This window comes from Streptomyces sp. NPDC017979 (assembly GCF_044328175.1).
Classification (GTDB): domain Bacteria; phylum Actinomycetota; class Actinomycetes; order Streptomycetales; family Streptomycetaceae; genus Streptomyces.
On sequence record NZ_JBIRGU010000001.1, the window covers coordinates 1,240,271 to 1,262,401 of the forward strand.

Below are 22,131 nucleotides of genomic sequence, written 5' to 3' on the forward strand. Positions count from 1 at the left end.
GGTCGTCAGTTGGCGTTGAGGAGCTTCAGCTCCGGGTGCGCCGTGCCGCCCTCGATCGCGGTCGACGAAATGTGCGAGACCACGCGGTCGTCGGCGGGGTCGTTCGCCGGGTCGTCGTGCACGACGAGGTGCTCGTACGTCGTCGCCCGCTGCGCCGGCACCCGCCCCGCCTTGCGGATCAGGTCGATGATCTCCTGCCGGTTGGAGCGGTGCTTGGCGCCGGCCGAGGAGACGACGTTCTCCTCCAGCATGATCGAGCCGAGGTCGTCCGCGCCGTAGTGCAGGGAGAGCTGGCCGACCTCCTTGCCGGTGGTCAGCCAGGAGCCCTGGATGTGCGCGATGTTGTCCATGAAGAGCCGGGCGATCGCGATCATCCGCAGGTACTCGAAGAGCGTCGCCTGCGTGCGGCCCTTGAGGCGGTTGTTCTCCGGCTGGTACGTGTACGGGATGAAGGCCCGGAAGCCGCCCGTCCGGTCCTGCACGTCGCGGATCATCCGCAGGTGCTCGATGCGCTCGGCGTTCGTCTCGCCGGTGCCCATGAGCATGGTCGAGGTGGACTCCACGCCCAGCCGGTGCGCGGTCTCCATGATCTCCAGCCAGCGTTCGCCGGACTCCTTGAGCGGGGCGATCGCCTGGCGGGGGCGCTCGGGGAGCAGTTCGGCTCCGGCGCCGGCGAAGGAGTCGAGGCCGGCCGCGTGGATGCGGCGGATGGCGTCCTCCACGGAGACGCCGGAGATCCGGGCCATGTGCTCGACCTCGGACGCGCCCAGGGAGTGGATCACCAGCTCGGGGTGGGCGGCCTTGATGGCGGAGAAGTGCTCTTCGTAGTACTCGACGCCGAAGTCCGGGTGGTGGCCGCCCTGGAACATGATCTGGGTGCCGCCGAGTTCGACGGTCTCGGCGCAGCGGCGCAGGATGTCGTCGAGGTCCCGGGTCCAGCCCTTGGCGGTGTCCTTGGGGGCCGCGTAGAAGGCGCAGAACTTGCAGGCAGTGACGCAGACGTTGGTGTAGTTGATGTTCCGCTCGATGATGTACGTCGCGATGTGCTCCGTACCGGCGTAGCGGCGACGGCGCACGGCGTCGGCGGCGCGCCCCAGGGCGTGCAACGGGGCGTGGCGGTAGAGGTCGAGCGCTTCCTCGGGGGTGATGCGCCCGCCCTCGGCGGCACGGTCCAGCACGGACTGGAGGTCGGCCTTCTCGGTCACCGGCTGTCACCTTTCAGCGGTTTTCCTGGGGTTCCTGCGTTTCGTGGGGCTCGTACGGATCGCGCACGGGCCCTCCTGCGGGCCGCTCCAGCCTACGGCAGCCGCCCGAGGGCCCAGGTTGAGGGCCCGGGCCGGCGGAGGCGACGGCGTCAGCGGGGCGACAGCAGGTCGACGGTCACCTCGGCGGGGAACCCGGTCGTCGGGCCGGTGCGGCGGGCGAACTCCCGTACGCCCGCGAGCTGGTCGGCACCGAAGCGGAAGTCCAGGGTCCGGAAGTACCGCTCCAGCAGCTCCGCGTCGAACGCCTCCCAGCGCGCGACCTGTTCGGAGACCTTGGTGACCTCTTGCAGCGAGAGGTCGCGGGAGGCGAGGAACGCCCGGTGCACGTCGTGGACGACCTCGGGCTCGCGCGCCAGGTAGTCCTTGCGCGCCGCCCAGACCGCGAAGACGAAGGGGAGCCCGGTCCACTGCTTCCACATCTGCCCCAGGTCGTGGACCTGGAGGCCGAGCCGGGGCGCCTCGTGCAGGGCGGCCCGCAGCGCGGCGTCGCCGATCAGGACGGCCGCGTCCGCCTCCTGCATCATCAGCCCGAGGTCGGGCGGGCACGTGTAGTAGTCGGGGGCGACGCCGTACTGCTCGGCCAGCAGGAGCTGGGCCAGGCGCACGGAGGTGCGCGAGGTGGAGCCCAGCGCCACGCGCGCGCCGTCCAACTGCTCCAGGTCCACCTGGGAGACGATCACGCAGGACATCACCGGGCCGTCGCAGCCGACCGCGATGTCGGGGAAGGCGACGAGCTGGTCGGAGTGGCGCAGGAACTCCACGAGGGTGATGGGCGCGATGTCGAGTTCGCCGCGCACCAGCCGTTCGCTGAGCTTCTCGGGGGTGTCCTTCGTCAGCTCGAAGTCGATGAGGGTGCCGGTGCGGGCCAGGCCCCAGTACAGGGGCACGCAGTTCAGGAACTGGATGTGGCCGACGCGGGGCCGGGCGGGGCGGCGGTCGCGGTCGGCTGCCGGTGCCGCGGGCGGAGCCGAGGCCGGCGCCGGGAGCCCGGGTGCGGTGTCGGCGGCGCCTTCTCGGTCTTCTCGGCCTTCTCGGTCTTCTCGGCCTTCTCGGTCTTCACGAGGACTGTCCACATCGTGAGGCTAGCCCCGGGACCTGCGGTGCAGGGCGTCGGGGCGCGTACGGGTCGTCCGCCCAGGAGCGCGCCGGTCCGGTTCGCGCCCTACCTGACCAGGGAATCGTCAGCAAAAGGGCGATTGCCTCAGGCGTCCGAGTGAAGTGATCTTTCCCTCTACCGCTGGGAAGACCCTGCGTGCTACGCTCGACGCAAGTTGCAGTTTGGTTTCCCTTGCAGTACAGAGCCTGCGGAGCATGTGACCCGCAGGCTTTTGTAGTTTTCAGACTTGTTTGCAGGTTCTGGAGCAGGGCAACCCTTTGGCCCAAGGAGGGCTTATGGCTACCGGAACCGTCAAGTGGTTCAACGCTGAAAAGGGCTTCGGCTTCATCGCCCAGGACGGCGGCGGCCCGGATGTCTTCGTCCACTACTCCGCGATCAACGCGTCTGGCTTCCGCTCCCTGGAGGAGAACCAGATGGTGAACTTCGACGTCACGCAGGGCCCGAAGGGCCCGCAGGCGGAGAACGTCACCCCGGCCTAAGCGGTCAGGGTCGACGATCGCGTCGGCTGAGCAGTACCCAAGGAGCCCCGTCCGCGAGGAACGGGGCTCCTGCCTTTCCCGGCCCGTCCCCGTCGCATCGGGAGTCACGCCGGGAGTCACGCCCTGACGCGCACCAAGGGACGCAGCGCGCACCCCTCGCCGCATGTCGCGTTCATGGCGATCACCGGGAACTCCGAGCGAACGGACCCCCTTCCCCTCCCCAGGAAGAATTAATCCCCTCCGATGAATTCCTGGCGAATTCCTTGCCTGTTCAAATAAATGGAGGCGGGCGTTCCGGAAGGCCCGGGAGTTCCGGAAGGGCCGGCTCGTACAACCACGCCCCGAAAAGTCCGTCCAGGGACCGGGACGCGTGGTGCGCGGCGAGGGCCGTGAAGCCCTCCGTGGTGACCACCCCGTGGCGGTGGCGCTGCGCCCACTCCCGCAGCAGCGCCGTGAAGGCGATCGTCCCCAACTCGCACCGGAGCGCGTGCAGCGTCAGCGCGCCCCGCTCGTAGACCCGGTCGTCGAACATCCGCGCAGCTCCGGGGTCGGCGATCCGCAGGTCCTGGGGCAGCAGCGCGAGCCGGGACCGGGAGCGGGCGGCCAGCGCCGCGGCCGAAGGGCCGCCGCGCTCCTGGGACCAGAGCCACTCGGCGTACTTGGCGAAGCCCTCGTTCAGCCAGATGTGCCGCCAGTCGGCCACGGTCAGGCTGTTGCCGAACCACTGGTGGGCCAGTTCGTGCGCCACCAGGCGCTCGCTGCCGCGCCGCCCGTCGACGTGGTTGGCGCCGAAGACGGACAGCCCCTGCGCCTCCACCGGGACGTCGAGCTCCTCGTCCACCACCACGACCGCGTACCGGTCGAAGGGGTACGGGCCGAAGAGGTCCGTGAACAGGTCCATCATCAGCGGCTGGCGCGCGAAGTCGTGGGCGAAGCGGCCGAGCAGCGCGGGCGGCACCGCGGCGGACTGCGGCACCGGTCCCGCGTGCGCCAGCTCCACCCGCTCGTACGGGCCGATCTGCACCGTCGCCAGGTACGTGGCCATCGGCGCGGGCTCCTCGTACACCCAGGTCGTGGTGGACGCGCCCGCGGTGCGGGAGGTGAGGGTGCCGTTCGCGACGACGGCGTACGGGGTGGGCGCGGTCACCGCGATCCGGTAGACCGCCTTGTCGTCCGGCCGGTCGTTGCAGGGGAACCAGGAGGGGGCGCCGTGCGGCTGGGAGGCCACCAGCGCGCCTTCCGCGAGCTGCTCCCAGCCCAACTCGCCCCACTCGCGGGTGCGTACGGGGTGCGGCACGCCCGCGTAGCGCACCTCCACGGCGAAGACGGTGCCGGCGGGCAGCACGGCGGAGGGCGTGATGTGGAGCTTGTCGGCGCGGTGCCGCCAGGCGGCCGGGCGCCGGCCGTCGACGAGCACCTTGTGCAGCTTGAACCGGCCGAGGTCGAGCCGCAGCGCGATCAGGTCGCGGCGGGCGACGGCGTGGACGGTAGCGCGGCCGGCGAGGCGGCCGGTGTGCGGGACGTAGGCCAGCTCCAGGTCGTAGGCGGTGACGGCGTATCCGTCGTCGCCGTGGAGCGGGAAGTACGAGTCGCTCACCGGGGTCCCTTCCGTCGGCCGGTCGTCTGCTCGTGGGCCGGGCCCCGAGCAGGGCCGGACTGCTCAGGACCGGGCCGCTCGGGGACGGGCGGCTCAGGGCCAGGCGGCGATCGGGTTGCCCAGCCAGCGGGTGTCCGCCGGCACCCGCTCCCCGCGCATCACCAACGACGCGGGGCCCACCACCACCCGGTCGCCGAGGACCGTGCCGGGCAGCGCGATGCCGTGCGGGCCGAGCGTCGCACCGGCCCCGACGACGACGCGGTCCAGCCGCATGATCCGGTCGTGGAAGAGGTGCGTCTGGAGGACGCAGCCGCGGTTGACGCTCGCGCCCGCCCCGACGCTCACCAGGTCGGCCTCCGGCAGCCAGTGCGTCTCGCACCACGCGCCGCGGCCGACGCGGGCGCCGACGGCGCGCAGCCACAGGCCCGTCAGCGGAGTGCCGGCGGTCGGGCCGACCAGCCAGGGCACGGCCAGCACCTCCACGAAGGTGTCGGCGAGTTCGCCGCGCCACACGAAGGCCGACCACAGCGGATGCTGCGCCCCGCCGATCCGCCCGGCGACGAGCCACTTCGCGGCGGCTGCGACGAGGCACGCGACCAGGCCGGCGGCGAGCAGCAGCGCCCCGCCGAGCCCGGCCGCAACCACCGTCCCGTACCGCTCGGCGAGCGCGGCGAAGGCCAGGACCCAGAGCACCGCGAGGCCGACGGCGACGACGACCGGGACGAGCCGGCACAGCTCGACGGCGGCGCGCGCCCAGGCGAGCCTGCGCGGGGGTGCGTACGTGCGGCTGGCGTCGCCCTCCTCCGCCGCCCGCGGCAGCCTGATCGGCGGCATGCCGAGCCACGAGCTGCCGGCCTTCGCCCGCTTCGGGGCGGCGGAGAGCACGCCGACGAGCCCGCGCTTGGGCACCCGGCGGCCGGCCGCCGCCATGCCCGAGTTGCCGAGGAAGGCGCGCTTGCCGACCCGGGCGGCGGCGAGCCGCAGCCGCCCGCCGCCCAGTTCGTACGGCGCGACCATGGTGTCGTCGGCCAGGAACGCACCGTCGCCGACCGTGGTCATCGCCGGCAGCGCCAGTACGGTCGACGCCTCCACGCCCCGCCCCACCTTCATCCCGAGCGCCCGCAGCCAGCCGGGCGTGGCGAGGCTCGCGTAGAGCGGGAAGAGGTGCACCCGGGCCATGTCCATCAGCCGCTCCACGCCCCACGCGCGCCAGGCGACCGCGCCGTGCACCGGGTGGCTGCCCGCGCGCAGCCCGGCGCCCAGGGCGCGTACGCCAGCCAGCACCAGCAGGGCGTACGTCACCAGCCCGGTGACGGTGGCCAGCGGCACGGCCGTCAGCGGGCCCGGGCCCAGCCGCAGCACCAGCAGCGCCGGGAGCGCGGCGAGCGCCGGCAGCAGGCCCAGCAGCAGGGACGTCACGGCGTACGCGAAGGTCCAGCGGGCCCGGCGCGGCGGGCGGTCGGCGCGCCGGACGGCCTTGCCCGCCCGGCCGATGCGGGTGGCCGGGACGCCCGCCCAGCGCTCCCCCGCCGGCACCGTGCCGCGCACCCCGGACCCGGGCGCGACCTCGGCCCGCTTGCCGATCCGCGCGCCGGGGAAGAGGGTGCTGCGGGCGCCGACGACGGCGTCCGCGCCGATCCGCAGCGACCCGATGTGCAGCCGGTCGCCTTCCAACCAGTGCCCGGCGAGGTCCACCTCGGGCTCCACGGCCGCGCCCCGGCCGAGCCGCAGCAGGCCGGTGACGGGCGGCAGCGCGTGCAGGTCGACGCCGGCGCCGATGCGGACGCCGAGTGCGCGGGCGTAGTACGTCAGCCAGGCGCCGGCGAGGTTGGTCGCGCCGCTGGCGTCGGCGAGCCGTTCCGCGGTCCACAGCCGCAGGTGGACGGCGCCGCCGCGGGGGTACGTGCCCGGGCGCACCCCGCGCAGCAGCAGCCGGGCGCCGCCGGCGGCGAGCACGATCCGGCCCGGCGGGCTGGCCACCAGCAGCCAGCCGACGGCGATGCCCCACCAGGAGAAGCCGGGGCCGACGCCGATGACGTTGGCCGCGGCGGCGGCCGGCACGCTCCAGCGCAGCCCGGCGACGGTGAACAGCGGCAACAGCAGCGCGAGTTGTACGGCCTGCGCGGTGCGGGGCACCGGTCGGACCGCGGCCCGGGGCCGGGCGGGGCCGGCGTCGCGGGCGTCCAGGGCGGCGGCGAGCGCGCGCAGGGTCGGGTGTTGGTAGACGTCGCCGACGGATCCGGTGCCGCGGTGCTCGCGGATGCGCGAGACGAGTTGCGCGGCGGCGAGGCTGCCGCCGCCGTGGGCGAAGAAGTCCGCTTCGGGTTCGGTGACGGCGACTCCGAGGAGGTCGTGCCACTGGCGGGCGAGCCACGCCTCGGTGGGGGTGAGGGCGAGGCCGGGGGCGTCCTGCTGCGGCGGCGGCCAGGGCAGGGCGTCCCGGTCGACCTTTCCGGAGGTACGGGTGGGCAGCGCGTCAACCACGACGAGCAGCGGCACCAGCGCGGCGGGCAGCCGCTCGCGGAGGACGGCGAGGGCCCGTTCCCGGTCGAACGGCGCCACGTCGCCGGCCGGCGGCGCGCCGGCCGGGCGGGCGGCCACCGGGTCTCCGACGACCGGCCCCGCGCGGGTCTGCCCCTGGGCCGGCCCGTCCGCGGCCGAAGCGTCAGCGGGAACCTGCGCCCCGGCACGGGGCGCGGGCGATGCCGAGCCGGCCGGGTTCTCGGCCCCCTCGTTTGCCGCGGGGCCAGGGGGCGCAAATTCGCTCGGGACGGTCGCGCTGTCCGCGGCGGTCGCGGCGGTCGCGGCGGTCCCGGCGGTCGCGGCCCGGAACTCCGCCCCTGGCGGCTGGGGTGCACGGGAGCCGGCCGCTTCGGCACCGCCGTTCGGCGCGGACGCCTCGGGGAGCACGTAGCCGACCAGCACCCGGGTGCCCGCCGGGGTCGTACGGATCGCCGACGCGCCCGCCGCGACGCCCGGGAGCGCCCCCAGCGCCGCGTCCACCTCGCCCAGCTCCACCCGGCGTCCGCCCAGCTTGACCTGGTCGTCGGCGCGGCCGATGAACACCAGGCCCGCCTCGTCCGCGCGCACCAGGTCGCCCGTGCGGTACGCGCGGGGCCAGCCGGTCGCGGGCAGCGGGGCGTACCGCTCCGCGTCCTTGGCCCGCTCCAGGTAGCGCGCCAGGCCCACGCCCCCGATCACCAGCTCGCCGGTGGACCCGGTCGGCACCAGCTCGTCCCGGCCGTCCACGACCGCCAGTTCCCAGCCGTCCAGCGGCAGCCCGATGCGTACGGGCCCGTCGGCGGTCAGCGGGGCTGCGCAGGCGACCACCGTGGCCTCGGTGGGGCCGTAGGTGTTCCACACCTCCCGCCCCGGGACGGCCACCCGCGCGGCGAGTTCCGCCGGGCACGCCTCGCCGCCGAAGACCAGCAGGCGCACGTCGTCCAGCGCCCGCGCGGGCCACAGCGCGGCGAGCGTGGGCACGGTCGACACCACCGTCACGCGCCGCTGCGCCAGCCACGGCCCCAGCTCCGGCCCCGAGCGCACCAGTGCCCGCGGGGCCGGCACCAGGCAGGCGCCGTGCCGCCAGGCCAGCCACATCTCCTCGCAGGAGGCGTCGAAGGCCACGGAGAGGCCGGCCAGCACCCGGTCGCCCGGCCCGAGCGGCGCGTCCTGGAGGAAGAGCCGTGCCTCCGCGTCGACGAACGCCGCGGCGCTGCGGTGGGTGACGGCCACGCCCTTGGGCCGCCCGGTGGAGCCGGAAGTGAAGATCACCCAGGCGTCGTCGTCGGGGGTGGGCGGGCCCTGGTCGGCTGCCGGGGGCGTGCCCCGGAGCCCGTACGCCCGGCCCGCGCCGAGCACGCCCGCCACCTCGGCCTCGTCGAACACCTCGGCGGCCCGGGCGTCGGGGTCGTCCGCGTCGACGGGGACGTACGCGGCGCCCGCCGCGAGGACCGCGAGGACACAGACGTACAGGTCGGCCGTGCCGGACGGGACGCGGACGCCGACCCGGCTGCCGCGGGCGACGCCGTGTGCCGCGAGGACCGCGCGCAGCGCTTCGACCTCCGCGAGGAGTGCGCCGTACGTGAGCGGGCGTGCGCCGTCGTCGACCGCGAGGGCGTCCGGATGGCGCTCGGCCGTACGGGTGAGGACGTCGACGAGGGTGCGGGCGGGGGCGGCGGGGCCGGCCGCGTAGTGCGCGGGGGCGGCGGACGGCGTCGGCCCCGCGACGAGCAGGGCCGGCTGCGGGGCGAGGGTCACGGTGCGCACCCCTCGTCGTGGGCCCGCAGGCGGTCGTCGTCCATGTCTCGCTCCCCGTCCCTCGGTGTCATCGGATGCCGCGCACACGGCAAACGAGGAGTTTATTAGGGTTAATTACTCATCGCCTGTTATGTCCATCAGCTATGGCCGCTGTCGGTCAGGGCCGGGGCCGTACGTACGATGAGCGCGATCACCATGACGGGGGGGGGCGGGGCGCGATGAGTCGGCAGCGAACGGCGCCCACCCTCGCGTCGGCCCGTCGCACGGCGCTCTCCCTGCTCGTGTGGTGGGCCGGGTGCACGGCGGCGCTGTGGCTGCTGGGGGCGCTCCTCGACGGCCCGCCGTCCAGCCTCGCGGCCTGTGCCGCGTCCGCCGCGCTGCTGCTGGCGGTGGGCGAGGCCGGACATCTGCTGAGGCGCCGCTTCGCGCGCGGCCGGGGCCGCTCGACCCCGCGCTGACATCCGCGTAACCTTACGCGCCAGTCAGCGAGCCCCCAGCCTCCGGGAGTCCGGCCCATGGCCCTCGCACGCACCTTGGTACGCGGCGCACTGAGCTCTCCCTTCAAACGGCCGGGCCGCCCCGGGCGGCCGGCCGTCGCGCTCCCCGAACACCGAGCAACGGCGGGCGCGGTGCGCGTCGACGCCGCACGACTGGCCGCGTACGCCCGGCTCTGCGGCTTCCCGACCTCACCGGCCGGCGCGCTGCCGCTGCCCTATCCGCACGTCCTGGGCTTTCCGCTGGCGCTGCGGATCCTCGCCGCGCGCGACTTCCCGCTGCCGCTGCTGGGGCTGGTCCACACCTGGATCGACGTACGCGCCCGGCGCGCCCTGCACCGCACGGATTCACCCGAACTGACGGTGTACGCCACCGCCTTGACCCCCCATCGGCGTGGCACGGAGGTCACGATGGTGACGGAGGCGCGGTTGGACAGCGCGCTCGCCTGGGTCTCCCGCAGCAGGTACCTGTGCCGGCACCGGACCGCCCCGGAACGGAGCAGGGCGCCCGCGGACCACGCCGTCGGCGCCCCCGACTACCTGCCGGAGCGCGCCGAGTGGCAACTGCCGGGCGGGCTCGGCCGGCGGTACGGCGCGGTGTCCGGCGACCGGAACCCGATCCACCTCCACTCGCTGGCCGCGCGCGCCTTCGGCTTCCGCACCGCCATCGCGCACGGGATGTGGAGCTTCGCGCGCTGCCTGGCGGAGGCGGCGCCCGATCCGTACGCGCTGACGTACGCCCGCGCCGAGTTCCGCGCACCGGTTCCGCTGCCGGGGGCGGTGACGTACGCGGCGGCGCCGTCCGATGCGCACGGCACGGCGTTCCAACTGCGCCGCGGGGCGCGGATACACCTCGTGGGGGCGACGGAGTAGGCGGACGCGGCGGTCCCGTGCTTCAGCGCGGGGACCAGCGCTCGCCCGCCATGAGGTCACCGAGGCCGACCCAGGCGAAGTTCATCAGGGTGGCGGCGGCCTCCTTCGCCGACACGGCCCCGGGCCCGGCGTCGTTCATCCACCCCGCCAACGACTCCGCCGCACCCACCAGCGCTTGCGCCAGCGCGACCACGTCCCGCTCGGCCGGCGCGCCGGGCCCGGGCCGCGCGGCGTCCGCACCGGCGTCCGCACCGGTGTCCGGGCCGGCGTCCGTGCCGGTGTCGCGGGCCGCGGCGGCGAGCAGTACGGCCACGTAGTCGACGATCTTGTCCCGCATGGCGGCGACTTCGAGGGCGAAGGGCTCACCGTGCGTGCGGGCCTGCCGGTGCAGTACGGCCCAACCGTCCGGGTGCTCCGCGGCGTGCGTGAAGAACGCGGCCAGCCCCGCCCACAGTTGGCGGTCGGCGGGCAGGCCGGGGGCGACGGCACCGGCGACGGCGGCCAGCAGGGCGTCCGCCTCGCGTCGGATGCAGGCGGTGAAGAGGTCTTCCTTGGAGTGCAGGTAGAGGTACACCAACGGCTTCGACACGCCCGCGAGTTCGGCGATCTCGTCCATGGACGCGGCCCGGTACCCGCGCTGCCCGAACGTCCGCACGGCAGCATCCATCATGTCCCGCTCCCGCTCGGCCCTGGGGAGCCGCTTGGCCCTCGGCGGGGGCGCGGCCGCGACGCTTGCGCTCGCCGTTGCCGTGCCCGTGCCTGCGCCCTTGCCTGCGTCCGTGTCCGTGTCCACCGCGCTCATGCCGGCCGTCCCTCCACTGCGCCGAAACCCACCACTCCGCGTGCAGCCCCCTACTGCCGGGTAAGCCTACGACTCACCGCACCACCGTCCACCCGCCGCAGCCCTGCGAGTGCGCTGCCGGGTGCGGCCGGGTGGTGGGCTGGTCGCGCAGTTCCCCACGCCCCTACGCCCAGAGTGCCTGGGGCCCCCAGCGCCCCTGACCTACCCGCCGTTTCCCTGCGGGAGCGTTGGTCACCGCGGGCTGGTGGTGGGTTGCTCGCGCAGGGAAACGGCGCGACCGTCATGACGCGCCGAAGACGCCCACCCGAAGGGCGGGGCTTGGGGCCCTGGGGCCCTGGGCGTAGGTGGGGGGGGTAGGAACTGCGCGAGCAGCCCACCGCCGGGCCGCGGAGACCACCGCACCCGCAGGGGGAACGGCACCCGCCGAAAACGCAGCCGCGGCGCGCCGCTCCGGTAGGGAGTGGCGCGCCGCGGTGAGGCGTCGGGTGGGGGGTTACGCCGTCGCGGGGGACGGGATCTTCGCCGGGGTCTCCGCCGACGAGGGCTGCTCGTCGATCGGGGAACCGCTCGCCGAGTTGTACTGGTCGTGGTCGAGGATGTTCTCGCGCGCCGCGACGATCACCGGGACCAGCGCCTGGCCCGCCACGTTCGTCGCGGTGCGGATCATGTCGAGGATCGGGTCGATCGCCAGCAGCAGGCCCACGCCCTCCAGCGGGAGGCCCAGCGTGGACAGGGTCAGCGTGAGCATCACCGTCGCGCCGGTCAGGCCCGCCGTCGCCGCGGAGCCGACCACCGACACGAAGGCGATCAGCAGGTACTCCTGCACGCCGAGCTGCACGTCGAAGATCTGCGCGATGAAGATCGCGGCCAGCGCCGGGTAGATCGCGGCGCAGCCGTCCATCTTCGTCGTCGCCCCGAACGGCACCGCGAAGGACGCGTACTCCTTCGGCACGCCCAGTCGCTCCGTGACCTTCTGGGTGACCGGCATCGTGCCGACGGAGGAACGGGAGACGAAGGCGAGCTGGATCGCGGGCCACGCGCCCTTGAAGAACTGGACCGGGTTGACCTTGGCGACGGTGGCCAGCAGAAGCGGGTAGACGCCGAACAGCACGATGGCGCAGCCGATGTAGACGTCCGCGGTGAAGGTCGCGTACTTGCTGATCAGGTCCCAGCCGTAGTCGGCGATCGCGTAGCCGATGAGGCCGACGGTGCCCAGCGGCGCGAGGCGGATGACCCACCACAGGGCCTTCTGGAGCAGTTCGAGCACGGACTCGCTGAGGCTGAGGATCGGCTTGGCCTTCTCGCCGAGCGCCAGCGCGGCGATGCCGGCGACCGCGGCCAGGAAGACGATCTGGAGGACCTTCAGCTCGGCGAACGGCGTGATGACGTTCGTCGGGATGATGCCGGTGAGGAAGTCGATCCAGGAACCGGTGTTCTCCGGGGCCTTGCCGTCCTTCGGGGTCAGGCCGGTGCCCGAGCCCGGGTCGGTGAGCAGGCCGATCGCGATGCCGATGGCGACCGCGATCAGCGAGGTGATCATGAACCAGAGCAGGGTGCGGGAGGCCAGCCGGGCGGCGTTGTTGACCTTCCGCAGATTGGTGATCGAGACCAGGATCGCGAAGAAGACCAGCGGTGCGACGGCCAGCTTCAGCAGCCGGACGAAGATGGTGCCGATCTGTTCGAGGGTGTCCTTCAACCACCCGATGTCCTGGCCTCTGGCGAGCCAGCCGAGGAGCACGCCCAGCACCAGACCGGCGACGATCTGGACCCAGAACGGGATCTTCGGCAGACGGAGACCGGAGCCGGACGGCTTCTGGTCTACGGGGGACGTCGTGTTCGCGGACACGGACACACTCCAGTGGTGGCTGAGGGCGGGGAGGAAGCGGAAGGCGGCGCCCGTGCGCGAGGAGGTTCAGGGATCGGGGGGCCGCTGTGGTGCCGGGGTCAGATCGAGCGGGGACAGACCGCGGACATGCAGCGACAGAGGTCGACGTGCAGGCGCGCCACGAGCGGGGGGCTCGCGGCATCGTGGAGGCGCACTGCTGTCTGCATGCCGAATACGTTAACACTGCACCTTTGATGTCCTCAAAGGTCACCTTGGGGTCTCGGGCCGCCTTCACCGAGGAATCCTCGGCAAAAAGTGCACAAAACCCCATGAAACGCAGAAAACCCGGGTGGGGCGCCAAGGCCCCCACCCGGGGTGTGTGACTTATCCGATATTTACGTGCAGGCTCCGCCCGGGACGTCGGCTCACCAGGGGGCGGCCTTCGCGTGGTACGTCATGCCCGGCCACGCCTGGACCGGCTTGGCCGAGAAGACGACCTTGCCCGCGCACATCCCGCGCTCCGCGAGCCCCTCGACGATCTTCGGTATCGCGGCGATCGTCGCCGGCGGGCCCTCGTGGAGCAGGACGATGCCGCCCGCGCGCACCCGCAGCGCGTTCGCCACGATCTCGTCCGTGGGGATGCCCCGCCAGTCGAGCGAGTCCACCGTCCAGAGCACTTCGAGCATCCCGAGCCGGGCCACGTCCAGCCGGATCCGCGGGTTCGTGCTCCCGTACGGCGGCCGGAACAGCGTCGGCGCCTGCCCCGTCTCGGCCTTGATGGCCCGGCTGGCGTCCCGCAGCTCCTTGAAGGCCGCATCCGGTGTGAGGGTGTTGAGGTCGGGGTGGCTGTAGGAGTGGTTGGCGATCTCGTGCCGGTCGGCGGCGATGCTCCGGGTGTGCTCGGGGTGCGCGTGGACCATCCCTCCCGCCAGGAAGAACGTCGCCCGGACCGAGCCGGCGTCCCGCAGCGCCTTCAGCACCTGCGGCGTCGCCTCCGTCGGGCCGTCGTCGAAGGTGAGCGCCACGTACCCGCCGGGACATCGGTCGCCGGCGGAGTCGGCCTGCGCCACTCCCGGCGCCAGCACCAGGGACATCGCGGTCGCCACCACGGCGCCGAGCCACGCCCGCGTCCTGCTTCGCCTCGTCATTCGGACTTCTCCTCTCGATCGACGCGTGGTCGCCATTGAAACGAGTGGGGCCGGGCGGGTCAGTGGTGTTTACATAATTCGGCTGATCGACAACGGCCGACGGCGCGATAGCGCGCATCGGACCCGCGCAAAGCGCCGGAGAAGCCGCAGAGGGAAGGCATGCGAGAAGGGCCGCACCCGTGACGGGTGCGGCCCTTCTCGTACTGGCTGCTCTTCTCGTACCGCCCGGCTCGTACGCCGGGCGGTGGCGTTACGCCGAAGCCTGCGGCGCCGCGGTGGATCCCCCGGCGGACCGGGCCGCGGCAGCGGCGGCCGCGTCCACGGCCTCGTCCTCCTGCGACCGGTTCGCCGCCAGCCGCTCCTTCGCCTCGTCGACCTTGCCGGCGATCTGGTCGGACATCGCCTCGCGCTGCTTGCGCAGCAGGACGAAGCTGAGCGGCGCGGAGATGAGCAGCGCCAGCAGCACGACCCAGATGGAGTTGGACTCGCCGAGGCCCTTGGGCAGGACGCCGAAGTGGACGAGTACCGCCACGACGGCGAAGGAGCCCGCGAAGACCGCGAGCCGCATGCCGGTGTACTTGAGCGCGGCGTTCGACTTGGCTGACACGGGTGCCCCTTCTCTCGTCTTTCGTCTTTCGTCGTCCGAAGACGTCACTCCAGTGAAGCACGCACCGTTTTCGATCGGTGCAGCGGTGGCGCTCAGTGCAGCGGCAGCAGCATGAACACGTCGTCCCGGTCGTCGCCGGGCGCGACCCGGATCGCCCCCGGCACGCGTCCCACTTCTTTGTAGCCGCAGGAAGCGTAGAAGTCCTCCAGGCCCAGTCCGCCCCGGCAGGTCAGCCGGATCGCCTCGATGCCGTCGAAGCCGCGGGCCGCGTCGGCCGCCGCCGCCATGAGCTCCCGGCCGTGGCCGCCGCCCTGGAGCCGGGGGTGGACCATCACGGTGTAGAGCCAGACCCAGTGCGTCATCAGCCGGTGCTGGTTGAAGGTGAAGAACGCGGTGGCCGCGACCTCCCCTTCCGCGTCGTGGCCGACGACCAGTCGGGTGCGGCCGTCCACCATCGCGGCGAAGTGCCGCCGCAGCTCCGGGCGGATCTGCTCGGGGGTGACGGGCGGTACGAAGCCGACCGCGCCGCCCGCGTTGCTGACGTCCGTCCACAACTGGAGGACGCCGTCGCGCAGCGCGGGGTCGACGGACGGGTCGAGGGTGTACGTCAGGCTCATCGGCTCCGCCCTCAGACCCGCATCGGCTGCGGCGACTCGCGCCGGTCCCCGTCCGGGCCCGGGTACTCCCGGATGACCTCGTAGCGGGTGTTGCGCTCGACGGGTCGGAAGCCGGCGTCCCGGATCAGCTCCAGCAGGTCGTCCCGGGTGAGCTTGTTCGGGGTGCCGTAGTTGTCCGCGTCGTGGGTGATCTTGTACTCGACGACCGAGCCGTCCATGTCGTCCGCGCCGTGCTGGAGCGCGAGCTGCGCGGTCTGGACGCCGTGCATCACCCAGAAGACCTTGACGTGCGGGACGTTGTCGAAGAGCAGCCGGGAGACCGCGAAGGTCTTCAGCGCCTCGGCTCCGGTGGCCATGGTGGTGCGGGCCTGGAGGCGGTTGCGGACCTTGCCGTCCTGCATGTCGACGAAGTCGTGCTGGTAGCGCAGCGGGATGAAGACCTGGAAGCCGCCCGTCTCGTCCTGGAGCTCGCGCAGCCGCAGCACGTGGTCGACGCGGTGCCGGGGCTCCTCGATGTGCCCGTACAGCATCGTGCAGGGGGTCTTCAGGCCCTTGCTGTGCGCCAGCCGGTGGATGCGCGACCAGTCCTCCCAGTGGGTCTTGTGGTCCACGATGTGCTGGCGGACCTCCCAGTCGAAGATCTCCGCGCCGCCGCCGGTCAGCGATTCGAGGCCGGCTTCGATCAGCTCGTCGAGGATGTCGGACGCCGACATGCCGGAGATCGTCTCGAAGTGGTGGATCTCGGTGGCGGTGAACGCCTTCAGGGAGACGTTCGGCAGGGCTTCCTTGAGGGCGGAGAGGGAGCGCGGGTAGTAGCGCCAGGGGAGGTTGGGGTGGAGGCCGTTGACGATGTGCAGCTCGGTGAGGTTCTCGTTCTCCATCGCCTTGGCGAGGCGGACGGCCTCCTCGATGCGCATCGTGTACGCGTCCTTCTCGCCCGGCTTGCGCTGGAAGGAGCAGTAGGCGCACGACGCGGTGCACACGTTCGTCATGTTCAGGTGACGGTTGACGTTGAAGTGGACGACGTCGCCGTTCTTGCGGGTGCGGACCTCGTGCGCGAGGCCGCCGAGCCAGGCCAGGTCGTCCGAGTCGTAGAGGGCGATGCCGTCCTCGCGGGTCAGCCGTTCGCCGGCCCTGACCTTCTCCTCCAGCTCGCGCTTGAGCCCAGCGTCCATGTGCCCGCCTCCCATTTTTCTCCGTCCATCGGGCTTAGGCGCTTCCGGTGGATCGTGCTGGGCTCGCGCGCCCTGGCACCATGCCTCTCCGCGGTGTCGTCAGTCGCCAATGCTCCGCATTGACGCCCTCCTCCGCCTTGAGGTCCACGGCACCGGACCCCGCTCACTGATCCAGCCTGAACCACCGGAAGCGCCCTCACCCACGGTACTTTGCCCGGCCGCGACGACCGGGGGTGCCCCCGCCCGCCGCACCGGGCGGGGCGTCCGGTCAGTCCTGCCCGGGCAGTTCGCCGACCCGGTTCTCCCACTTGGTGGAGAGCACGATGGTGGTGCGGGTGCGGGAGACCCCGCGGGTGCCGCTGAGCCGGCGGATGGTCTTCTCCAGGCCGTCGACGTCGCCGACGCGCACCTTGAGCATGAAGGAGTCGTCGCCCGCGATGAACCAGCAGTCCTCGATCTCCGCGAGGTCGCGCAGCCGGCGGGCCACGTCCTCGTGGTCGGCGGCGTCGGAGAGGGAGATGCCGATCAGGGCGGTGACGCCGAGGCCGAGGGAGGCCGCGTCGACGGTGGCGCGGTAGCCGGTGATGACGCCCGCGGCCTCCAGTCGGTTGATCCGGTCGGTGACGCTGGGGCCGGAGAGGCCCACCAGCCGTCCCAGCTCGGCGTAGGAGGCCCTGCCGTTCTCCCGAAGGGCCTGGATGAGCTGCCTGTCCACCGCGTCCATAAGCCTGGAGCCTTCCATTGTTCAGCAATCCAGCGAAGTATCAAAAAGAAACTAAGGCACGCAGGGCGAAACCCCTACGATTCTCCGAAAAGTTCTGGTGATCTGGAGCCGCACGGCCGCACGCCGGCACGGGGGCGGGGTCGGTGGCACTACGTCGTGCCCCGGTCGGCGCGGTACGCCGCCCCCAACTCCCCCTCCCAGCGGCGGTAGAGGGTGTGCGCCACCCCCACCGCGTCCAGCGCCCGCCCGGCGACGAAGTCGACCAGGTCCTGGATGTGGGTGGCCCCGGCGTAGAAGGCGGGCGACGCGGGCAGCACGACGGCCCCGGCGTCGTCCAGGGCGACCAGGTGGCGCAGCGTCTGCCCGTGCAGCGGGGTCTCGCGCACCGCGACGACCAGGGGGCGCCGCTCCTTGAGCGTCACGCTCGCCACCCGCTGGAGCAGGTCCTTCGACAGCCCGAGCGCCACGCCGGCGACGGCCGCGGTCGAAGCGGGCACGATCAGCATCCCCTTCGCGGGATACGACCCGGAGGACGGGCCGGCCGCGAGGTCCCCCGCGCTCCAGTGCCGCACCCCCGACACGTCCACGTCGAAGGTCCGCGGCTTGCCGTCGGCGCCGCGGGACAGCCACTGCCGCAGGTCGTCGCGCCAGTGCGCGTCCCGGAAGGAGATCCCCGTCTCGTCGAGCAGGGTCAGCCGCGACGCCCGCGAGACGACGAGGTCGACGTCCTCGCCGGCCTCGATCAGCCCCCGCAGCACGGCGGCGGCGTACGGCGTCCCCGACGCCCCCGACACCCCCACGACCCAGGGTCGCCGAACGCGCTCACGCGCCGCCCCGCGCACTTCCTCGGGCGCTTCCCCGGGCGCGGCCCCGTGCGCTTCACTCCGTGCTGACTCCACACCGCGAGCCTATCCGGGCCCGATGAGAGCGGCCCCACCGTCCCGGTCGGTCCCGGTAAGTCCCCCGCTCGGCCGTCACTCGCCGGGGTCGACCGGCAGCTTGGAGGTGTCGAAGGCCAGCTTGCCCAGCGACGTCTCCACCGTGACGTCGCCCCCGTAGGGGAAGGCGTCGCGGCCCCGGTACCCCTCGGGGCCGGGGTGCCAGCGGACCCCGACCTCGCCCTTGACCGGGTCGAAGATCAGGTAGTTGGCGATGCCCCGGGCCGCGTACTCGCGGTCCTTGACGACGTAGTCGTTGCGGACGCTGCTCGGGGAGACGACCTCGATGGCCAGTTCGATCAGGTCGGCGGGGTACGCGGAGAGATTGCGGTTCTTCTCGACGGCCGGCATGACGGCGAGGTCGGGGCAGAACTCGTTCGTCTCGCTGAAGACCATCGCCACATCGCTGACCAGGCCCCACTCCGCATCCAGCTGGGACTCCAACAGCATCCACAGGCGCATGATCGTCTCGTTGTGAAACGGCCGCAGCGGACTCATCACGATGTTGCCCTCGACAATCTCTGTCCGATAGCCGGGGAACATGTCCTCGAACCGGCTGAGCTGCGAGTGCAGGCGATCGGTCTGCGACGTCACCATGACAACCTCCCGTGTCCTGCCCTCGATGGTAGGCCGGAGGCTAACTACACGGTCAGACCACGCACCACCAGATCCAGCAGCGCACACACGAAAAGGGTAATTCCGATAAACCCATTGACCGTGAAGAACGCCCGGTTCAGCCGGGACAGGTCGTGCGGGCGCACGATGGTGTGTTCGTAGCCGAAGGCGCCGGCCACGATCACCAGGCCCACCCAGAAGAAGACCCCCGCGTCCGTCGCAAGACCGAACCAGACCAGCAGGGCCGTGGTCACGACGTGGCAGGCGCGGGCGCCGTGCAGCGCCGCGGGGACGCCGAAGCGGGCGGGGACCGACTTCACTCCCTCCACCCGGTCCGCCTCCACGTCCTGCGAGGCGAAGATCAGGTCGAAGCCGCCGATCCAGACGCCGACCGCGAGCCCGAGGATCACCGCGTCCCACGACCACGCGCCGGTGACCGCGAGCCACGCCCCGATCGGCCCGATCGCCTGCGCCAGGCCGAGGATCGCGTGCGGGTAGTTGGTGAACCGCTTGCCGTACGGATAGACCACCATCGGGACGACGGCGAGCGGCGCCAGCGCCAGACAGAGCGGGTTGAGCGCGGCGGCCGCGGCCAGGAAGACCGCGAGGGCGATCAGCGCGCCGGTCCAGGCGGAGCGCACGCTCACCGCGCCGGTGACCAACTCCCGGCCCGCGGTGCGCGGATTGCGGGCGTCGATCTCCCGGTCGATGATCCGGTTGCACGCCATCGCGAAGGTGCGCATCCCGACCATCGCGACCGTGACGAGCCCCAGCTCCGCCCAGTGGACGCGTTCGTCGGCCTGGAACATCGCGGTCAGGGCGGCGATGTACGCGAACGGCAGCGCGAAAACCGAGTGCTCGATCATCACCAGCCGCAGGAACGCCTTGACCTTGCTGCTGCCGGCCTTGTTGCTGCCGCTGCCGTCGTCGTCGGCCGGGCGGGCCGGCCCGGCGTCCGCCGCGTCGGCCGCCGCCGCCATCACAGCCCGTATTCCTTCCAGCGCCGGTCCACCAGCGCCGCCGTCGCCGGGTCGGACTCGACCATGTTCGGCCAGCCGCGGGTGTAGCCCTCCTCGGGCCACTTCGTGGTGGCGTCGATGCCGGCCTTGCCGCCCCAGAACTGCTGGTACGAGGCGTGGTCGAGGTGGTCGACCGGGCCCTCGACGACGGAGAGGTCCCGGGCGTAGTCGGTGTTCCCGAGCGCCCGCCAAGCGACCTCGTGCAGGTCGTGCACGTCGCAGTCCGAGTCCACGACGATGATCAGTTTCGTCAGGGACATCATGTGCGCGCCCCAGATCGCGGACATCACCTTCTGCGCGTGCTTCGGGTACTTCTTGTCGATCGAGACGATCGCGCAGTTGTGGAAGCCGCCCGCCTCGGGCAGGTGGTAGTCCACGATGTCCGGCACGATGATCTTCAGCAGCGGCAGGAAGAAGCGCTCCGTGGCCCGCCCCAGCGGCCCGTCCTCCGTCGGCGGCCGACCGACCACGATCGACTGGAGCAGCGGGCGCTTGCGCATCGTCACGCAGTCGATCTTCAGCGCGGGGAACGGCTCCTGCGGGGTGTAGAAGCCGGTGTGGTCGCCGAACGGCCCCTCCGGCAGCATCTCCCCCGGCTCCAGCCAGCCCTCGATCACGACCTCCGCCTGCGCCGGCACCTGGAGCGGCACCGTCTTGCAGTCGACCATCTCGATCCGCTTGCCCTGGACGAACCCGGCGAACAGGTACTCGTCGATGTCGCCCGGCAGCGGGGCGGTGGAGGAGTACGTCACGGCCGGCGGGCACCCGAAGGCGATCGCGACCGGCAGCCGCTCGCCGCGCCGGGCCGCGACCTGGTAGTGGTTGGCGCTGTCCTTGTGGATCTGCCAGTGCATGCCGATGGTGCGCTTGTCGTGGCGCTGGAGCCGGTAGAGACCGAGGTTGCGGATCCCGGTCTCCGGGTGCTTGGTGTGGGTCAGCCCCAGGTTGAAGAAGGAGCCGCCGTCCTCGGGCCAGGTGAAGAGCGCCGGGAGCTGGTCGAGGTCGACGTCGTCGCCCTGGAGGACCACCTCCTGAACGGGCGCCTCCTTCACCTTCTTCGGCGGTACGTGCACCATCGAGCCGAGCTTGCCGAACGCCTCGCGCACGCCGACGAAGCCGTGCGGCAACTCCGGCTTCAGCAGCCCGCCGATCTTGTCGCTGATGTCCGCGTAGGACTTCAGTCCGAGCGCCTTCAGCAGCCGGCGGTCGGTGCCGAACACGTTCATCGCGAGCGGCATCGACGCCCCGCGCACGTTCTCGAAGAGGAGCGCCGGGCCGCCCGACTTGTTCACCCGGTCGACGATCTCCCCGACCTCCAGGTGCGGATCGACTTCCACCTTGATGCGCTTGAGGTCGCCCTCGCGCTCCAGAGCCCTGAGCAGGGAGCGAAGATCGTCGTAAGCCATGGGCCCAGTATCCGGTACCGGATACCCTGGGGGAGTCACCGGGGCCCTCGCCGGCTCCGCCGCCTCATAGCTGGGGGACCGTACCGCCATGCTCAGGACTCTTCTGCCCCTCCTGGTCCTGGGGATGTGGATCTACGCCTTCATCGACGTGCTGAACACGCCGGAGAAGGAGGTCCGCAACCTCCCCAAGGTGGTCTGGGTGATCATCGTCCTCCTCTTCATGCCGCTGGGCCCGATCGCCTGGTTCATCGCCGGCCGCCCGCGCAAGTCGCCCGCGGGCGGCGGCCTCGCCGCGGCGTTCGGCGGCGCGGCCCGGGGTGGCCGGGGCGGCGGCTGGGTCGCCCCCGACGACAACCCGGACTTCCTGAAGTCGCTGGGCGACGAGGGCAAGAACCGGGGCCGCGAGAAGAAGGACGAGGGCGAGCCGGACGAGGCGAAGGGCGACGAGAAGTAGCAGTCGCGGCCGGGCCCGCTTTCGCCCGGCGTTCTGGCCGACGGGCCCGTCGGTCGCACCGACGGGCCCGCGGCAGAGGGTTGGTGCAGTGTGGCTCGGGTCAGCCGATGTTGGCCCAGGGGGACCAGGCGCTCGTGTGCGAGCCCGCAACGATGCGGATCCTGATCTTGCCGTTCTCACGGAAGTTGTAGTCGCAGAACTTGGACGTCCCTGAGCCGCCGGGGGCCGAGCACTGTCCGTCGGGGGCCCCGGGGTTGTAGTTGAGGTCGTACTGGACGCGGACGCCGCGGCCGTCGGCCCTGGAGTCCTTGACCCAGATCCTGTCGCCCTGGCTGTAGAAGGCGCCACGGCCGACTTCGTGGCCACCGACCTTGTAGATCATGCGTATGTCCTGGCCCGCGAGCGGCTGGACCACCGTCTCCTCGGCGGCCGGACGGGCGTTCCCGCTGTCCGCCTGCGCCGGCAGGGCCGTCGCGCCGACGGCCGCGAGCGCCGCGACCGAAACGGCCGCAGTCCTCAGCTTCATCACAGTTCCCCCATTGAGTGTTTGGGTTCTGGCTGGACAATCCGAACCCCGCAGTCACGGAGCGGAGTTCGGCTGCCCCGGACACGCATCACTCTCCCAAGCAGCCCACCGCCCCCTCCAGAGCGCTCAGTGCCGGATGGCCATGCGATCCGTGCCATGAACCGCGTGTCGTCGCGGACGGGCGTGGTGC

General features: G+C 72.3%; 21 protein-coding genes. 4 read left to right on the forward strand and 17 right to left on the reverse strand.

Annotated elements, in window-relative coordinates; genetic code table 11:
- Positions 1 to 5: 5 nt before the first annotated feature.
- The 3 genes from mqnC to ACH4E8_RS05375 all read right to left on the reverse strand — a co-directional run bounded on the left by mqnC (position 6) and on the right by ACH4E8_RS05375 (position 2,325).
- Positions 6 to 1,205 (reverse strand): cyclic dehypoxanthinyl futalosine synthase, encoded by a 1,200-nt coding sequence (gene mqnC / locus ACH4E8_RS05365; RefSeq protein WP_398444489.1) that lies wholly within the window; start codon positions 1,203 to 1,205, stop codon positions 6 to 8.
- Positions 1,206 to 1,354: 149 nt separating this feature from the next.
- Positions 1,355 to 2,152, reverse strand: coding sequence for a menaquinone biosynthetic enzyme MqnA/MqnD family protein (locus tag ACH4E8_RS05370; RefSeq protein WP_398444491.1), 798 nt, complete (start codon positions 2,150 to 2,152; stop codon positions 1,355 to 1,357).
- 5 nt (positions 2,153 to 2,157) lie between these two features.
- Positions 2,158 to 2,325 carry a hypothetical protein gene (locus tag ACH4E8_RS05375; protein WP_398444493.1) on the reverse strand — a complete coding sequence of 56 codons (168 nt, stop codon included), beginning with the start codon at positions 2,323 to 2,325 and terminating at the stop codon, positions 2,158 to 2,160.
- A 332-nt stretch (positions 2,326 to 2,657) separates the two neighbouring features.
- On the opposite strand from ACH4E8_RS05375, the gene ACH4E8_RS05380 reads away from it, so the two are divergent.
- Positions 2,658 to 2,861 carry a cold-shock protein gene (locus ACH4E8_RS05380; protein WP_030162033.1) on the forward strand — a complete coding sequence of 68 codons (204 nt, stop codon included), beginning with the start codon at positions 2,658 to 2,660 and terminating at the stop codon, positions 2,859 to 2,861.
- Positions 2,862 to 3,132: 271 nt separating this feature from the next.
- Here ACH4E8_RS05380 and ACH4E8_RS05385 read toward each other — a convergent pair whose 3' ends face one another.
- Entirely contained in the window at positions 3,133 to 4,458 is a 1,326-nt protein-coding gene (locus ACH4E8_RS05385; protein ID WP_398444495.1) for a M1 family metallopeptidase, read from the reverse strand.
- 93 nt (positions 4,459 to 4,551) lie between these two features.
- Positions 4,552 to 8,718: a Pls/PosA family non-ribosomal peptide synthetase gene (locus tag ACH4E8_RS05390; protein ID WP_398444497.1), complete on the reverse strand. Its 4,167-nt coding sequence runs from the start codon at positions 8,716 to 8,718 to the stop codon at positions 4,552 to 4,554.
- A gap of 218 nt (positions 8,719 to 8,936) precedes the next feature.
- Between ACH4E8_RS05390 and ACH4E8_RS05395 the strand changes: the two genes are divergently transcribed.
- Complete coding sequence (locus tag ACH4E8_RS05395; RefSeq protein WP_398444499.1) at positions 8,937 to 9,176, forward strand: hypothetical protein; 240 nt, start codon at positions 8,937 to 8,939, stop codon at positions 9,174 to 9,176.
- A gap of 57 nt (positions 9,177 to 9,233) precedes the next feature.
- The gene (locus ACH4E8_RS05400; protein ID WP_398444501.1) at positions 9,234 to 10,085 is read left to right on the forward strand and encodes a MaoC/PaaZ C-terminal domain-containing protein; all 852 of its coding nucleotides are present in this window, start codon (positions 9,234 to 9,236) and stop codon (positions 10,083 to 10,085) included.
- Between the two features lie 22 nt (positions 10,086 to 10,107).
- Here ACH4E8_RS05400 and ACH4E8_RS05405 read toward each other — a convergent pair whose 3' ends face one another.
- The 11 genes from ACH4E8_RS05405 to ACH4E8_RS05455 form a co-directional block, all read right to left on the reverse strand.
- Positions 10,108 to 10,755 carry a TetR/AcrR family transcriptional regulator gene (locus ACH4E8_RS05405; protein ID WP_398444761.1) on the reverse strand — a complete coding sequence of 216 codons (648 nt, stop codon included), beginning with the start codon at positions 10,753 to 10,755 and terminating at the stop codon, positions 10,108 to 10,110.
- A 625-nt stretch (positions 10,756 to 11,380) separates the two neighbouring features.
- Positions 11,381 to 12,733, reverse strand: coding sequence for a dicarboxylate/amino acid:cation symporter (locus tag ACH4E8_RS05410; RefSeq protein WP_398444503.1), 1,353 nt, complete (start codon positions 12,731 to 12,733; stop codon positions 11,381 to 11,383).
- Between the two features lie 404 nt (positions 12,734 to 13,137).
- A complete protein-coding gene (locus ACH4E8_RS05415; protein ID WP_398444505.1) occupies positions 13,138 to 13,860 on the reverse strand; it encodes a polysaccharide deacetylase family protein in 723 nt (240 codons plus the stop codon).
- Between the two features lie 250 nt (positions 13,861 to 14,110).
- Positions 14,111 to 14,467: a DUF4229 domain-containing protein gene (locus ACH4E8_RS05420; protein WP_398444507.1), complete on the reverse strand. Its 357-nt coding sequence runs from the start codon at positions 14,465 to 14,467 to the stop codon at positions 14,111 to 14,113.
- A 92-nt stretch (positions 14,468 to 14,559) separates the two neighbouring features.
- Positions 14,560 to 15,084: a GNAT family N-acetyltransferase gene (locus tag ACH4E8_RS05425; protein ID WP_398444509.1), complete on the reverse strand. Its 525-nt coding sequence runs from the start codon at positions 15,082 to 15,084 to the stop codon at positions 14,560 to 14,562.
- An 11-nt stretch (positions 15,085 to 15,095) separates the two neighbouring features.
- Entirely contained in the window at positions 15,096 to 16,259 is a 1,164-nt protein-coding gene (gene mqnE, locus ACH4E8_RS05430; RefSeq protein WP_398444511.1) for an aminofutalosine synthase MqnE, read from the reverse strand.
- Positions 16,260 to 16,527: 268 nt separating this feature from the next.
- Positions 16,528 to 16,983, reverse strand: coding sequence for an Lrp/AsnC family transcriptional regulator (locus ACH4E8_RS05435; protein ID WP_398444513.1), 456 nt, complete (start codon positions 16,981 to 16,983; stop codon positions 16,528 to 16,530).
- A gap of 149 nt (positions 16,984 to 17,132) precedes the next feature.
- Positions 17,133 to 17,777, reverse strand: a complete 645-nt coding sequence (locus ACH4E8_RS05440; protein WP_398444763.1) for a UbiX family flavin prenyltransferase — start codon at positions 17,775 to 17,777, stop codon at positions 17,133 to 17,135.
- 180 nt (positions 17,778 to 17,957) lie between these two features.
- Positions 17,958 to 18,518 (reverse strand): Uma2 family endonuclease, encoded by a 561-nt coding sequence (locus ACH4E8_RS05445; RefSeq protein ID WP_398444515.1) that lies wholly within the window; start codon positions 18,516 to 18,518, stop codon positions 17,958 to 17,960.
- A gap of 44 nt (positions 18,519 to 18,562) precedes the next feature.
- Positions 18,563 to 19,516 (reverse strand): menaquinone biosynthesis prenyltransferase MqnP, encoded by a 954-nt coding sequence (mqnP, locus tag ACH4E8_RS05450; RefSeq protein ID WP_398444517.1) that lies wholly within the window; start codon positions 19,514 to 19,516, stop codon positions 18,563 to 18,565.
- Positions 19,516 to 20,961, reverse strand: coding sequence for a menaquinone biosynthesis decarboxylase (locus ACH4E8_RS05455; RefSeq protein ID WP_398444519.1), 1,446 nt, complete (start codon positions 20,959 to 20,961; stop codon positions 19,516 to 19,518). The genes mqnP and ACH4E8_RS05455 overlap by 1 nt, the downstream gene beginning before the upstream one ends.
- A gap of 88 nt (positions 20,962 to 21,049) precedes the next feature.
- On the opposite strand from ACH4E8_RS05455, the gene ACH4E8_RS05460 reads away from it, so the two are divergent.
- Complete coding sequence (locus tag ACH4E8_RS05460) at positions 21,050 to 21,415, forward strand: PLD nuclease N-terminal domain-containing protein (protein ID WP_398444521.1); 366 nt, start codon at positions 21,050 to 21,052, stop codon at positions 21,413 to 21,415.
- 100 nt (positions 21,416 to 21,515) lie between these two features.
- Here the strand turns inward: ACH4E8_RS05460 and ACH4E8_RS05465 are convergent, their stop codons facing one another.
- The gene (locus ACH4E8_RS05465; RefSeq protein WP_398444522.1) at positions 21,516 to 21,941 is read right to left on the reverse strand and encodes a hypothetical protein; all 426 of its coding nucleotides are present in this window, start codon (positions 21,939 to 21,941) and stop codon (positions 21,516 to 21,518) included.
- Positions 21,942 to 22,131 lie beyond the last annotated feature (190 nt).

Coding starts and splice junctions, on each gene's coding strand:
- ACH4E8_RS05445 (WP_398444515.1), bottom strand. CDS start 18,518: ATGGTGACGTCGCAGACCGATCGCCTGCACTCGCAGCTCAGCCGGTTC.
- mqnP (WP_398444517.1), bottom strand. CDS start 19,516: ATGGCGGCGGCGGCCGACGCGGCGGACGCCGGGCCGGCCCGCCCGGCC.
- ACH4E8_RS05415 (WP_398444505.1), bottom strand. CDS start 13,860: ATGACGAGGCGAAGCAGGACGCGGGCGTGGCTCGGCGCCGTGGTGGCG.
- ACH4E8_RS05425 (WP_398444509.1), bottom strand. CDS start 15,084: ATGAGCCTGACGTACACCCTCGACCCGTCCGTCGACCCCGCGCTGCGC.
- ACH4E8_RS05405 (WP_398444761.1), bottom strand. CDS start 10,755: ATGATGGATGCTGCCGTGCGGACGTTCGGGCAGCGCGGGTACCGGGCC.
- ACH4E8_RS05380 (WP_030162033.1), top strand. CDS start 2,658: ATGGCTACCGGAACCGTCAAGTGGTTCAACGCTGAAAAGGGCTTCGGC.
- ACH4E8_RS05460 (WP_398444521.1), top strand. CDS start 21,050: ATGCTCAGGACTCTTCTGCCCCTCCTGGTCCTGGGGATGTGGATCTAC.
- mqnE (WP_398444511.1), bottom strand. CDS start 16,259: ATGGACGCTGGGCTCAAGCGCGAGCTGGAGGAGAAGGTCAGGGCCGGC.
- ACH4E8_RS05455 (WP_398444519.1), bottom strand. CDS start 20,961: ATGGCTTACGACGATCTTCGCTCCCTGCTCAGGGCTCTGGAGCGCGAG.
- ACH4E8_RS05435 (WP_398444513.1), bottom strand. CDS start 16,983: ATGGACGCGGTGGACAGGCAGCTCATCCAGGCCCTTCGGGAGAACGGC.
- ACH4E8_RS05465 (WP_398444522.1), bottom strand. CDS start 21,941: ATGAAGCTGAGGACTGCGGCCGTTTCGGTCGCGGCGCTCGCGGCCGTC.
- ACH4E8_RS05400 (WP_398444501.1), top strand. CDS start 9,234: ATGGCCCTCGCACGCACCTTGGTACGCGGCGCACTGAGCTCTCCCTTC.
- ACH4E8_RS05395 (WP_398444499.1), top strand. CDS start 8,937: ATGAGTCGGCAGCGAACGGCGCCCACCCTCGCGTCGGCCCGTCGCACG.